Here is a 12,647-nt window from a genome sequence, read left to right on the forward strand (position 1 = left end):
CGCTGGTTTTTTTTCGTCCCGTGCCCTGCATCACCCGGCGCGGCTGTTGGCGATTTGTGTCAGCACGACACCTGCCACCACCAGGCCCGCGCCGGCCCAGTGCAGTGGTGAAATAGGCTTGACGGCAAAGCCCAGCAAGCCGTAGCGGTCGATGGCCAGCGCGGCCAGCATTTGCCCGCCGATGACGGCCGCCATGAAGGGGCCGGAACCCATGCGCGGCGCCAGCATCAGCGCAGCCGTAATATAGAACACGCCGGCCGCGCCGCCCAGCCAGGACCAGCCCGGTCCGCGCACGGCGAGATGGACATCGGGTGCGGGCACCCGCCAGACCAGCATCACGAGCGATGCCAGCACGGCGCTGACGGCCAGCGAGGCGAGCGTCGCCCACAGCGGGTGGCCCAGGTTGCGGCCCAGCGCGGCATTCGCGCCCGCCTGGAAAGGGACGACGGCGCCGGCCAGCATGGCCAGCGGGGCAAATACGGTGATCCATCCTTGCATAGGAAACTCCCACAGTTGAGTTGATGGGATCATCGTATTATGCTGTCATGATTAAATCCAATTCGTAATTTGTCATTTAACTATGCATGAAATGAATAGTCTGCGCGCCGTCGATTTGAACTTGCTGGTGATCCTGGAAGCGCTGCTCAGCGAGCGTCATTTGTCGCGCGCGGCCGAACGCTTGCACATGAGCCAGCCTGCCGTCAGCCATGCGCTGGCTCGCCTGCGCCATTTGCTCGACGACCCGCTGCTGCTGCGCGGCAAGGGCGGCTTCCAGCCCACGGCACGCGCACTGGCGCTGGCGCGGCCGCTGGCCGACGCCCTGCAAAGCGTGCGTTCCGTGCTGGGCGGCGCCGTCTTCGAGGCGGCCACGGCGCAGCGCGTGTTTCGCCTGGCCATGTCGGATTACGGTGCGGCGTTGATCTTGCCCGCTTTGCTGCGGCGCCTGCGCGTGGAAGCGCCCGGTATCGACCTGGCCGTCAGCTATGCCAGCCGTCCGGCCGTGATCGCTGGCGTGCAGGATGGCGAGATCGACCTGGCGCTGGGCGTGTTCCCGCAACTGCCCGAGCCGTTGCATAGAGAAACCTTGTTCGAGGAAACGTTCGTGTGCGCGCTCGATCCGGCCAGCCTGGAGCCGGGCGAAACGTTGACCCTGGAGACCTATCTGGCGCGTCCGCACGTGCTGGTGGCGTCCAGCGAGGGCGGCATGGCGACCGAAGTCGATGCCGCCTTGGCCCAGCTGGGCCAGACGCGTCGCATCGCCGTGCGTGTGCCGTACTGGACGGTCGCAGCGGATGTCGTGAGGGGGACGGACTTGATCCTGACAGTGGCGCGGCGCACCTTGCAGGAAAGCGCGGTGCAAGGGGTGGCGTTGTATCCTGTGCCGTTTGCCATCGCGCCGTTTGCGTTCGAAACGATACGCCACTGCCGCACGCAGGGCGATGCGGGCATCGCCTGGCTACGCGCGGCCATTGCACAGGCCACCGAGCCAGGCTGAGGTATTACAAGCCGCCGCCCTGGCCGTCGAACTTGCGCTCGATCAATTCGATCTTGTAGCCGTCCGGATCGGTGATGAAGGCGATGACCGTGTTGCCGCCTTTCACGGGGCCGGGTTCGCGCGTGACGTTGCCGCCATTCGCCCGTGCCGCATCGCAAGCGGCGACGATATCGTCGGCCGAGATGGCGATGTGGCCATACGCCGTGCCCAGCTCGTAGCTGGTGCTGCCATAGTTATACGTCAGTTCCAGTTCCGCGTGGTCGGGGTTGGCGCCGTAGCCGACGAAGGCCAGCGTGTACTGGTATTCCGGATTGTCGCTGGTGCGCAGCAATTTCATGCCCAGGACCTTGGTGTAAAAATCGATGGAGCGCTGCAGGTCGCCGACCCGTAACATGGTGTGCAAAATACGCATCGTAAATCCTTGAAGGTGAGAGGGGAATGGCAGGATTTTATGCGTTTTACGGCTTTCTTGCCGAGACCGCCCCTGCCGTCCGGTGATTGGACAGCAGCGGACGGTATGCGGGAATCACTCCAGATGGGCGTCCAGGGTGATTTCCGTGGCCAGCAACTTGGACACCGGGCAGCCGAGCTTGGCGCGCAGGGCCGCATCCTGGAACGCTGCGTCGGTGGCCCCTGGAATGCTGGCAACCAGGGTCAGGTGCACGGCCGTGATGGCATAGCTGCCATCGATTTTTTCCAGGCTCACGTCGGCCGTGGTTTTCAGGGCCGTGGCGCGCAGCCCCGCCTCGCCCAGCTGGCCGGATAGGGCCATGGTGAAGCAGGCGGCATGGGCGGCGCCGATCAGTTCTTCCGGATTGCTGCCGGGACCGTCTTCGAAGCGCGTGTTGAAGCCATAGGCCACATTGTCGAGCGCGCCGCTTTGGGTGGAAATAAACCCTTTGCCATCTTTAAGGCCGCCACTCCAGACGGCCGATCCTGTTTTTTTCATGATGCACTCCTTGCGTGATTCGAGCGTCCATCATGCGCGTGCCACCCTTGCCTTTCCGTTCGTTGCGCCACACAGGAGACGCATGCAGGGCAGCATGCGCGGCGCGCGGCATACGCGCTCACGGCGCCGGCGTCACGCGCCAGACGACATTGCCCACGTCGTCCGCCACCAGCAGCGCGCCCGCCTTGTCGATGGCCACGCCGACGGGGCGCCCCTGTGCCTTGCCGTTCTCGTCCAGAAAACCGCTGAGGACATCCTGTGGCGGGCCGCTGGGCACGCCCTTGGCGAATGGCACATAGATGACTTTATAGCCGCTAAAGGGTTTGCGGTTCCACGAACCGTGCTGGCCGATGAAGGCGCCGCCCTGGTAGCGTTCGGGCAGCAAGCTGCCTTTATAAAACGCTAGTCCCAGCGAGGCCGTGTGCGCGCCCAGCGCATAGTCTGGCGCGATGGCGGTGGCTACCAGTTCGGGGCGCGGCGGCTTGACCCGCGCATCGACATGCTGGCCGAAATAACTGTAGGGCCAGCCATAGAAAGCGCCTTCCTTGACGGACGTCATGTAGTCCGGCACCAGGTCGTTGCCCAGTTCGTCGCGCTCATTGACGGCCGTCCAGAGTGCCCCGCTGTGTGGCTCCCAGGCCATGCCGTTCGGATTGCGCAAGCCCGTCGCATACACGCGCGCCTTGCCCGTCGCCCGCGTGAACTGCCAGATGGCGGCACGGCCGTCTTCGGCCGCCATGCCGTTTTCCCCCACATTGCTGTTGGAACCGACGGAAACATAGAGAAATTTGCCGTCGGCGCTGGCGACGACGTTCTTGGTCCAGTGGTGATTGATGGGGCCGCCCGGCAAATCCATTACCTTGACGCCCGGCGCCGTGATGGCGGTCTGTCCTGTTTCGTACGGGAAGCGCATCAGTGCGTCCGAGTTGGCGATGTACAGCTCGTTGCCCACCAGGGCCATGCCGAATGGCGAGTTCAACCCTTGCAGGAACACGCTGCGCGATTGCGCCACGCCATTCGCGTCAAGGCCGCGCAGCAGGGTGATGCGGTTGGCGCTGGGTGTGGCGGCACCGGCCTTTTTCATTTGCATCTGCATGATGGCACCCTTGATGCCTTTGCTGTCATCCGGTTTCGGCGGGGCATTCGTTTCCGCCACGAGCACGTCGCCATTCGGCAGCACGTAGAGCCAGCGCGGATGGTCTAGGTCGCGCGCATACGCATGGATGGCCAGGCCGGGCGCGACAGCGGGGTGCTGTGCGGCCGTCCAGCGCTGCACCGGGGCCACGTTGACGGTAGGAATGAATTGTCTGTCCGGCGCGGGCAGGGCGGGTTGCGGGCCAAAGCCCACGGGCATGGCGGGTGCCTGGGCGCGGGCGAGCGTGGTGCCGCAGGCTGCGGCCAGCAGGAATGAACACACGTAACGGTGCATGGCGTACTCCATAACATTGACAGTGCGTGACAGTTGGAGTCAGCGCGCCTTCTTTGGTTCCAATTGCGCGTCCGGGCGGGCTTGCTGCGGCGCGGCGGGCTTGACCTTTTCCACGCCGGGCTGGGCGCGTCGATCCGTATCGACCAGGCCGCGTTCCAGATCGCTGGCCGCCTGTTGCATGATTTTGCGTGGGTGCAGGTGTTGTGCATCGGGCGATTCATCGCGCTCATGCGGCAAGCGGTCGACGCCGTCATTCTTGACCTTTTCATCGGTATTGATCTTGCGTTCACTTGGCGGGGTAAGCATATGGCCTCCTGGCATGAGAGATGACGGGAACCCAGTGTCAGGCCACTTCAGGCCGTCTGCAAGCGGATTTGTCCATGTTGGGAGCGCTGGCGCACGCATGGACGATTCTTTTTCTGCGCTACACTGCGTGCAACACCAAGAACGCCCCTTGCAGGCACACGGCAGCCGCACTATACTGTGCATATATACAGTATCATGCGATGGCGGCGTGCGACGCGACAGCCTGGGGCGGCTTGCCAACGCATACACTTCAGAGACTCTTATGCCCGTCGATACACACGCCGAACAGCCAGCCGAACAGCCAACCGCAATTTTGCCAGCCTCGGGCGAGCGCTTCAACCTGGGCGCCAAGACGATTGCCCTGGTCGTGCGCCAGAATACGGATGGCATTGCCGAACCGGTTAAAAGCATCGTGGATTTCCTGCAAGTGCTGGGCCACACGGTGGTCTTTGAGGAGGAGACGGCCACGCACCTGAATTTGGCGTTTCCCGGCGTGCGCGCCATGTCGCCGGCCGCAATCGGCGCCGCCGCCGATTGCGCCATCGTCATGGGCGGTGACGGCACCATGCTGGGCATTGCGCGCCAGATGGCGCCATTCGACGTCCCCTTGATCGGTATCAATCAGGGGCGCTTGGGTTTCATGACGGATATTCCTCTCGAGCGCATGTTGCCTGTATTGGCGCAAATTCTCGGCGGCCGTTTCAAGGCCGAACGCCGCACCTTGCTTGAAGGCAGCGTGCTGCGTGACGGTGAGTCGATCCACGTGGGCATGGCCGTCAACGATGTCGTCGTTTCGCGCGGCGGCGGTGCCGGCATGGCGGAATTGCGCGTTGAAGTCGACGGGCACTTCATGTACAACCAGCGTTCTGACGGCTTGATCATCGCCACGCCCACGGGCTCGACTGCGTATGCGCTGTCGGCCGGCGGCCCCCTGCTGCACCCGACCCTGGGCGGCATCGTGCTCGTGCCGATTGCCCCGCATGCCCTGTCGAACCGCCCCATCGTCTTGCCCGATTCCAGCCAGATCGTCGTGGAAATCGTGCGCGGTCGCGATATCAGCGTCAATTTCGACATGCAGACCTTTGCCAGCCTGGCGCAGCAAGACCGCATCCTCATCCGCCGTTCGCCCCATACGATTACCTTCCTGCATCCGGAAGGGTGGAGTTACTACAACACCCTGCGTGAAAAACTGCACTGGAATGAGTACCCGTCGGGCGAGGGCAAGCTCAGCTAACATTTTCTCCACGCTAACCCGCGGTACGCCGCCTAACCACAGAAGCCATGCTCCATACACTGTCCATTCGCGATTTTGTCATTGTCGATACCATTGAACTGGAATTTTCCGCCGGCTTCAGCGTGCTGACGGGTGAGACGGGCGCCGGCAAGTCCATCCTCATCGATGCGCTGACCCTGGCGCTGGGCGGGCGCGGCGACGCCAGCGTGGTGCGCGAAGGCGCGGCCAAGGCTGACATCACGGCCGATTTCTCCGTCAGCGAGGTGGCGCAAGCCTGGCTGGTGGCGCATGAATTCGCCAACGACGATGGCGGCGCCCTGTTGCGCCGCGTGATCGACAATGCGGGTCGCTCGAAAGCGTACATCAACGGCATCCCGGCCACAGCCGCGCAGTTGCGCGAGCTGGGCGATATGTTGGTCGATATCCACGGCCAGCACGCGCATCAGTCGCTGCTGAAAAGTGACGCGCAGCGCGCCTTGCTCGATGGCCAGGCGACGGCGCGCGAAGCGGGCGCGGAACAGGATGCGCGGCAAGTGGCGGCGCTGCACAAGCGCTGGCGGGCTCTCGTGCGCCAGCGCGAAGAGTTCGAAACGAATGCCGCCAACGTGCTGTACGAACGCGAGCGCCTGGAATGGCAAGTGGGAGAACTGGAAAAGCTGGCTGCCAAGCCCGGCGAGTGGACGGAGATTACGAACGAGCACAGCCGTCTGTCGCACGCGGCCAGCCTGCTGGAAGGGGCGCAGGAAGCCTTGTCCCTCATTTCCGAGTCGGAAGACCATCCGATCGTGTCGCAACTGTCGGCCTTGAACCAGAAGCTGGGCAAGCTTGTCTCTGTCGATGCGGAATTGCAGCCGATTGTCGACCTGATCGAATCGTCGCGCATCCAGCTGCAGGAATCCGTGTATGCCTTGAACAATTACCTGGACCGCGTGGAACTGGACCCGGAGCGTCTGCACCAGCTCGACGCGCGCATGGAAGCCATGCACAGCACGGCCCGCAAATTTCGCGTCACGCCCGAAGAATTGCCGGAGGAGCACGCCAAGCTGTCGGAAAAGCTGCAGCACCTGGCCGACGCTTCCGACATCGAGGGTTTGCTGCGCCAGGAAGCGAAGATCGAAGCCGAGTACCGTGGCGTAGCCGGGCGCCTGTCCGACACGCGCCGCGTCGCCGCCCTGGAACTGGGACTAGCCGTCACGCGCGCCATGCAGGAACTGAGCATGACGGGCGGCAGCTTTGAAATCGCCCTCAATCCATGCGAACCGGCTGCCCACGGCCTCGAGCAAGTGGAATTCCTCGTCGCCGGCCATGCGGGCACGGCGCCCCGCTCGCTGGCCAAGGTGGCGTCCGGCGGCGAACTGGCGCGTATCGCGCTGGCCATCTCCGTCATCACTTCGCACGCCACCACCACGCCGACCCTGATCTTCGACGAGGTCGACAGCGGCATCGGCGGCGCTGTCGCTGAAGTGGTAGGGCGACTGCTGAAACGCCTGGGGCAGGGACGCCAAGTGCTGTGCGTGACCCACTTGCCGCAAGTGGCCAGCCAGGCGAATCAGCATTTTCAGGTGGCGAAAAGTACCCTGGACAATGGCAAGACGGCATCGCGCATCGACATGCTCGATGCCAAGGCCAGGGTGGAAGAAGTGGCGCGCATGCTGGGCGGCCTGGAAATTACGGCCACCACGCGCAAGCACGCGCGCGAATTGCTGGCGATTTGACCACAGGATTAAATCCGGGGTCAGACCCCCGGATACGTTAGCGCTGAGCTTGACGTTAGCGGCATTGAGGGTCTGACCCCAGCAGTTAATGCAACTATAATCACTGGCTAATCCATCCAACGCCTACAAAGAGCCTTCATGTCATTTCAAGCAGAACCTCCGTACACGCATGGCAGTATCGACCGCAGCGCCGTGGTGCTGGTCAACCTGGGCACGCCCGATGCGCCCACCTCGTCGGCCGTGCGGCGCTACCTGAAGCAATTTTTGTCGGACCCGCGTGTCGTGGAAATTCCCCGTCTCGTCTGGTGGTTCATTTTGAACCTGATCATTTTGCCATTCCGCTCAGGCCAGTCGGCCAAGAAATACGCGTCGATCTGGACGCGCGAAGGCTCGCCCCTGAAAGTGCACACGCAAAAGCAGGCCAAGTTGCTGGCTGGCGCCCTGGCCGAACGGGGCCATGACGGCGTCACGGTGGCCATGGCCATGCGCTACGGTTCGCCTTCCTTGCCCGAAGTGCTGGCCAAGCTGAAAAGCGAAGGCTGCGAGCGCATCGCCATCCTGCCTGCCTATCCGCAATACTCGGGCACGACGACGGGTTCCATCTATGACGCCGTGTTTGCCCATTACGCGACGGTGCGCAATGTGCCGGAATTGCGTTTTATTAAGCAATATCACGAGCACGACACGTATATCGACGCCTTGCACGATTCCGTGCTGAACCACTGGGAAGCGCATGGCCGTCCCGAAAAACTGGTGATGAGTTTTCATGGCGTGCCCAAGCGCACCTTGCTGCTGGGCGACCCGTACCATTGCCAATGCCTGAAAACGGCGCGTCTGCTGGCGGAAAAGTTAAAATTAACTAAAGAGCAATACGTGGTGACTTTCCAGTCGCGCTTTGGCAAGGCTGAATGGCTGCAGCCGTACACGGCGCCCACCCTGGTGGCGCTGGCACAGCAGGGTATCCGGCGCGTCGACCTGCTGTGCCCGGGATTTACCAGCGATTGCCTGGAAACGCTGGAAGAGATCGCCATGGAAGCGAAACATGATTTCGAGACGGCCGGTGGCCAGCAGTTTCACTACATCGCCTGCCTGAATGAAACGCCGGCCTGGATCGCCGGCCTGGCGGAAATTGCCGAGCAGCACATGATCGGCTGGCCGACGATGAAGACGGCGGCGCAGCGCGAAGCGGACAAGAAAGCGGGCGAGCAGGCGCGCGCGGCAGCGCTGGCCCTGGGCGCGGCGAATTAAGACGAATGAATGATTGCCAATGAAAAGCCGCGCTTGCGCGGCTTTGTCACGTCTGGCGTGGCCAGGAGACGATCCAGATAGCAACGCTGCCAGTGGCGATGGCGGTGGCGGGGCTGGTAGAATGCCCGCTTTGTCGGGGGCCGCCTGAAAAATCAAGGAGGCGCGCACGGCTCGCAACCAGAAATGGGAAGCACTTTGTAATTAGCTGTAACATGGGTCGATGTAATCGCTGGTTCTGCCAGGAATGCCCCTTGAAACAATAGGATATAGCCCCATCTGCCGGTTAGTGTTGTAAAGATAATTAGACTAACTCATTTAAGTCATTGATTGTAGGAGCTTTCTAGATGCAAGATCAGGAAAACCAAGCTGTACCTAATCCGCAAGCGGACGCCGCTGCTACCGCAGAGCCTACTTTGGAAGAGCAGTTGGCGAGTACCGAAGCGCGTCTTGCAGAGATGCACGATGCCTTCATGCGCGCCAAGGCCGATGGCGAAAATATTCGCCGCCGTGCGCAGGAAGATGTTGCTAAAGCGCATAAATTCGCAGTGGAAAGCTTTGCCGAAGCCATGGTGCCGGTAAAAGACAGCCTGGAAACGGCGCTGACGGTGGAAGCACCGACCATCGAATCGCTGAAAGAAGGCGTCGAGATGACCCTGAAGCAATTGAATGCCGCGTTCGAGCGCAACCGCCTGGTGGAAGTGTTGCCAGTGCAGGGTGAGAAGCTTGATCCGATGAAACACCAGGCCGTTGCCGTGGTGCCAGCGGACCAGGAAGCCAATACCATCGTGTCAGTCCTGCAAAAGGGCTATATGATTGCGGACCGTTTGCTGCGTCCAGCCATTGTAACGACCGCGCAAGCAAAATAATCAGAGGGCGGCATCAAGCAAGCCTTGAAACCATGCCGCTTTGCCACATATAAGAACCATCTGAAATCTAGCAAATAAAAGGAAAATATCATGGGTAGAATTATCGGTATCGATCTGGGAACCACAAATTCCTGCGTTTCCATCATGGAAAACGGTCAGCCAAAGGTAATCGAAAACGCTGAAGGCGCACGCACGACGCCGTCGATTATTGCTTATCAGGAAGATGGCGAAATTCTCGTCGGCGCGCCAGCGAAACGCCAGGCCGTGACCAATCCGAAGAACACGCTGTACGCAGTCAAGCGTCTGATCGGTCGCAAGTTCGACGAAAAAGAAGTACAAAAAGACATCGCGCTGATGCCTTACCAAATCATGAAGGCCGACAACGGCGATGCATGGATCGGCGTACGCGACAAAAAACTGGCGCCGCCGCAAATTTCGGCTGAAGTCCTGCGCAAGATGAAGAAAACGGCAGAAGACTACCTCGGCGAAGAAGTCACCGAAGCCGTCATCACTGTGCCTGCTTATTTCAACGATTCGCAGCGTCAAGCGACCAAGGATGCCGGCCGTATCGCTGGCCTGGACGTCAAGCGCATCATCAACGAGCCAACCGCAGCAGCGCTGGCATTCGGCCTGGACAAGACCGAAAAAGGCGACCGTAAAATCGCCGTGTATGACTTGGGTGGCGGTACGTTCGACGTGTCGATCATCGAAATCGCGGATGTTGATGGGGAAAAACAATTTGAAGTGCTGTCGACCAACGGCGACACCTTCCTGGGCGGCGAAGACTTCGATCAGCGCGTCATCGATTACATCATCGACGAGTTCAAGAAGATCAACGGCATCGACCTGAAAAAAGATCCGATCGCTCTGCAGCGCATCAAGGCTTCGGCCGAGCGCGCGAAGATCGAATTGTCGTCGTCGCAACAAACCGAGATCAATGAGCCATACATCGCCATGGCGAACGGCGCACCGGTCCACTTGAACCTGAAGATGACCCGCGCCAAGCTGGAATCCCTGGTGGAAGAGCTGATCACGGCCACCATGGAGCCATGCCGCATCGCCATCAAAGATGCAGGCGTGAAAGTGTCGGACATCGATGACATCATCCTGGTCGGCGGTATGACCCGTATGCCGAAGGTGCAGGAAAAAGTGAAGGAATTCTTCGGCAAGGATCCACGCAAGGATGTGAACCCGGACGAAGCCGTCGCCGTGGGCGCAGCGATTCAAGGTTCGGTCCTGTCGGGCGAACGCAAGGACTTGCTGTTGCTGGACGTCACCCCTCTGTCCCTGGGTATCGAAACCCTGGGCGGCGTGATGACCAAGATGATTCACAAAAACACGACGATTCCGACCAAGTTCAGCCAGGTATTCTCGACGGCCGACGACAACCAGCCTGCGGTGACCATCAAGGTCTTCCAGGGTGAGCGCGAAATCGCTGCCGGCAACAAGGGTCTGGGCGAATTCAATCTGGAAGGCATCCCGCCAGCATCGCGCGGCACGCCACAGATCGAAGTGACCTTCGACATCGACGCCAACGGCATCTTGCATGTCGGCGCGAAAGACAAGGCCACCGGCAAGGAAAACAAGATCACGATCAAGGCCAATTCCGGCTTGACCGAGGCTGAAATCCAGAAGATGGTCAAAGACGCCGAGTTGAACGCAGAAGAAGACAAGAAGGTCAAAGAATTGGCCGAGTCGCGCAACCAGGCCGATGCTCTGGTACACTCGACCCGGAAATCCTTGACCGAATACGGCGATAAGCTCGATGCGGGCGAGAAAGAGAAGATCGAAGCGGCAATCACCGACCTGGAAGCAAGTATCAAGGCGGGTGACAAGGCTGAGATCGACGCCAAGGTGGAAGCACTGTCGAGCGCATCGCAGAAACTGGGCGAAAAAATGTATGCCGACATGCAAGCGCAGCAAGCTGCCGGCGGCGCGGAAGGTGCACAGCAAGCTGCTGGCGCATCGGACGCAGGCGCCAAGCAAGACGATGTTGTCGATGCTGACTTCAAGGAAGTCAAAGACAGCAAGTAAGGTCTTGCGCTCCCATGAACTGGGGGTAGCCGGGCTGAACGCTACATCGCGGGATTAGCCGCGAAGACCGGCCGAGCCGAGTCGTTGCCCAGTGCAGCACTCGACTCGGCTTTTTCGTGTAATTTTTACATCAGTAGATAGACTGCAAGGTGCCGACAACATGGCAAAGCGAGATTTTTACGAGACACTCGGTGTCGCAAAAAATGCTTCGGAAGAAGAGATCAAAAAGTCTTACCGTAAACTGGCGATGAAATACCATCCGGACCGCAATCCGGATAGCAAGGAATCGGAAGAAAAGTTTAAGGAAGTCAAAGAAGCCTACGAGATGCTGACCAATCCGGAAAAGCGCGATGCGTATGACCGTTATGGTCACGCCGGCGTAGACCCGAACATGGGCGGCGGTGGCGGCTTCGGCGGCGGTGCTGGCGGCTTTGCCGACAGTTTCGGCGATATCTTCGGCGACATCTTTGGCGGTGGCGGTGGACGCAGCCGCAATGCGGGGCCACAGGTGTACCGTGGCGCCGACTTGCGCTACAACCTGGAAATTACACTGGAGCAAGCTGCACACGGCTTCGACACGACCATCCGCGTGCCGAGTTGGGACAAGTGCGACACTTGCCACGGCAGCGGCGCCAAGCCGGGCACCTCGCCGACCACCTGCGGTACCTGTGGTGGCCACGGCCAGGTGCGCATGCAGCAAGGTTTCTTCAGCATCCAGCAAACGTGCCCTAAATGCCATGGCAGCGGCAAGGTCATCACCGACCCGTGCACGCCATGCGGTGGCGCCGGTCGCATCAAGCGCAACAAGACGCTGGAAGTGAAGATACCTGTCGGTATCGACAACGGCATGCGTATCCGCTCGTCCGGCAACGGCGAGCCGGGCACGAATGGCGGTCCGGCGGGCGACCTGTACGTGGAAATCCACATCAAGCCGCACGCCGTATTCCAGCGTGAAGGCGACGACCTGCATTGCGAAATGCCGATCTCGTTCACCAAGGCGGCACTGGGCGGCGAAATCGAAGTGCCGACCCTGAACGGCAAAGTGTCGTTCACCATCCCGGAAGGCACGCAGTCGGGTAAAACCTTCCGCCTGAAGGGCAAGGGCATCAAGGGCGTGCGCTCCGGTTACGCGGGCGACCTGTTCTGCCACGTGGCCATCGAAACACCGGTGAAATTGACGGAAAAACAAAAAGACCTGCTGCGTGACTTTGAAAAGTCGACGACCGAGGGCGGTGCCAAGCACAGTCCGCAAAGCAAGACCTGGAAAGACAAGGTCAAGGATTTTTTTGAGTAAGCACACGTAATACCATGCGCCGGGATGCTTAAACATCCCGGCGTTTTTTTACCCAGCTTGACTCAATATCTGCGCGC

General features: G+C 60.7%; 12 protein-coding genes. 7 read left to right on the forward strand and 5 right to left on the reverse strand.

The features are described from left to right. Positions 1 to 30: 30 nt before the first annotated feature. Positions 31 to 498, reverse strand: coding sequence for a DMT family transporter (locus tag K0F85_RS06845; protein WP_257572583.1), 468 nt, complete (start codon positions 496 to 498; stop codon positions 31 to 33). A gap of 91 nt (positions 499 to 589) precedes the next feature. On the opposite strand from K0F85_RS06845, the gene K0F85_RS06850 reads away from it, so the two are divergent. Continuing rightward, positions 590 to 1,495 carry a LysR family transcriptional regulator gene (locus K0F85_RS06850; protein WP_219115239.1) on the forward strand — a complete coding sequence of 302 codons (906 nt, stop codon included), beginning with the start codon at positions 590 to 592 and terminating at the stop codon, positions 1,493 to 1,495. 4 nt (positions 1,496 to 1,499) lie between these two features. Here the strand turns inward: K0F85_RS06850 and gloA are convergent, their stop codons facing one another. The 4 genes from gloA to K0F85_RS06870 form a co-directional block, all read right to left on the reverse strand. Next, positions 1,500 to 1,907, reverse strand: a complete 408-nt coding sequence (gloA, locus tag K0F85_RS06855) for a lactoylglutathione lyase (RefSeq protein ID WP_219115241.1) — start codon at positions 1,905 to 1,907, stop codon at positions 1,500 to 1,502. A 114-nt stretch (positions 1,908 to 2,021) separates the two neighbouring features. After that, positions 2,022 to 2,444 carry an OsmC family protein gene (locus K0F85_RS06860; protein ID WP_219115242.1) on the reverse strand — a complete coding sequence of 141 codons (423 nt, stop codon included), beginning with the start codon at positions 2,442 to 2,444 and terminating at the stop codon, positions 2,022 to 2,024. Between the two features lie 118 nt (positions 2,445 to 2,562). After that, the gene (locus K0F85_RS06865; protein WP_219115244.1) at positions 2,563 to 3,873 is read right to left on the reverse strand and encodes a sorbosone dehydrogenase family protein; all 1,311 of its coding nucleotides are present in this window, start codon (positions 3,871 to 3,873) and stop codon (positions 2,563 to 2,565) included. Positions 3,874 to 3,912: 39 nt separating this feature from the next. After that, positions 3,913 to 4,179 carry a hypothetical protein gene (locus tag K0F85_RS06870; protein ID WP_219115245.1) on the reverse strand — a complete coding sequence of 89 codons (267 nt, stop codon included), beginning with the start codon at positions 4,177 to 4,179 and terminating at the stop codon, positions 3,913 to 3,915. Between the two features lie 262 nt (positions 4,180 to 4,441). Here K0F85_RS06870 and K0F85_RS06875 point away from each other — a divergent pair, with 262 nt between their 5' ends. From K0F85_RS06875 to dnaJ, 6 genes are all read left to right on the forward strand, one after another. Beyond that, on the forward strand, positions 4,442 to 5,413 hold the full coding sequence (locus K0F85_RS06875) for an NAD kinase (protein ID WP_257572584.1): 972 nt from the start codon (positions 4,442 to 4,444) through the stop codon (positions 5,411 to 5,413). A 47-nt stretch (positions 5,414 to 5,460) separates the two neighbouring features. Beyond that, positions 5,461 to 7,128 (forward strand): DNA repair protein RecN, encoded by a 1,668-nt coding sequence (gene recN, locus K0F85_RS06880; RefSeq protein ID WP_219115246.1) that lies wholly within the window; start codon positions 5,461 to 5,463, stop codon positions 7,126 to 7,128. Between the two features lie 138 nt (positions 7,129 to 7,266). Next, the gene (gene hemH / locus K0F85_RS06885; RefSeq protein ID WP_219115248.1) at positions 7,267 to 8,376 is read left to right on the forward strand and encodes a ferrochelatase; all 1,110 of its coding nucleotides are present in this window, start codon (positions 7,267 to 7,269) and stop codon (positions 8,374 to 8,376) included. A gap of 344 nt (positions 8,377 to 8,720) precedes the next feature. Then, positions 8,721 to 9,242, forward strand: a complete 522-nt coding sequence (grpE, locus tag K0F85_RS06890) for a nucleotide exchange factor GrpE (protein WP_219115250.1) — start codon at positions 8,721 to 8,723, stop codon at positions 9,240 to 9,242. A 90-nt stretch (positions 9,243 to 9,332) separates the two neighbouring features. After that, on the forward strand, positions 9,333 to 11,276 hold the full coding sequence (dnaK, locus tag K0F85_RS06895; protein ID WP_034745982.1) for a molecular chaperone DnaK: 1,944 nt from the start codon (positions 9,333 to 9,335) through the stop codon (positions 11,274 to 11,276). 160 nt (positions 11,277 to 11,436) lie between these two features. Beyond that, the gene (gene dnaJ / locus K0F85_RS06900) at positions 11,437 to 12,570 is read left to right on the forward strand and encodes a molecular chaperone DnaJ (protein ID WP_219115251.1); all 1,134 of its coding nucleotides are present in this window, start codon (positions 11,437 to 11,439) and stop codon (positions 12,568 to 12,570) included. Positions 12,571 to 12,647: the final 77 nt, after the last annotated feature.

This window comes from Janthinobacterium sp. UMAB-56 (assembly GCF_900095265.1).
Classification (GTDB): Bacteria; Pseudomonadota; Gammaproteobacteria; order Burkholderiales; family Burkholderiaceae_D; genus Janthinobacterium.

Bases quoted from the DNA above. Each gene is read 5' to 3' on its own strand.
- recN (WP_219115246.1), top strand. From the start codon at position 5,461: ATGCTCCATACACTGTCCATTCGCGATTTTGTCATTGTCGATACCATT.
- K0F85_RS06850 (WP_219115239.1), top strand. From the start codon at position 590: ATGAATAGTCTGCGCGCCGTCGATTTGAACTTGCTGGTGATCCTGGAA.
- dnaK (WP_034745982.1), top strand. From the start codon at position 9,333: ATGGGTAGAATTATCGGTATCGATCTGGGAACCACAAATTCCTGCGTT.
- gloA (WP_219115241.1), bottom strand. From the start codon at position 1,907: ATGCGTATTTTGCACACCATGTTACGGGTCGGCGACCTGCAGCGCTCC.
- K0F85_RS06875 (WP_257572584.1), top strand. From the start codon at position 4,442: ATGCCCGTCGATACACACGCCGAACAGCCAGCCGAACAGCCAACCGCA.
- K0F85_RS06845 (WP_257572583.1), bottom strand. From the start codon at position 498: ATGCAAGGATGGATCACCGTATTTGCCCCGCTGGCCATGCTGGCCGGC.
- grpE (WP_219115250.1), top strand. From the start codon at position 8,721: ATGCAAGATCAGGAAAACCAAGCTGTACCTAATCCGCAAGCGGACGCC.
- K0F85_RS06870 (WP_219115245.1), bottom strand. From the start codon at position 4,179: ATGCTTACCCCGCCAAGTGAACGCAAGATCAATACCGATGAAAAGGTC.
- dnaJ (WP_219115251.1), top strand. From the start codon at position 11,437: ATGGCAAAGCGAGATTTTTACGAGACACTCGGTGTCGCAAAAAATGCT.
- K0F85_RS06860 (WP_219115242.1), bottom strand. From the start codon at position 2,444: ATGAAAAAAACAGGATCGGCCGTCTGGAGTGGCGGCCTTAAAGATGGC.
- hemH (WP_219115248.1), top strand. From the start codon at position 7,267: ATGTCATTTCAAGCAGAACCTCCGTACACGCATGGCAGTATCGACCGC.
- K0F85_RS06865 (WP_219115244.1), bottom strand. From the start codon at position 3,873: ATGCACCGTTACGTGTGTTCATTCCTGCTGGCCGCAGCCTGCGGCACC.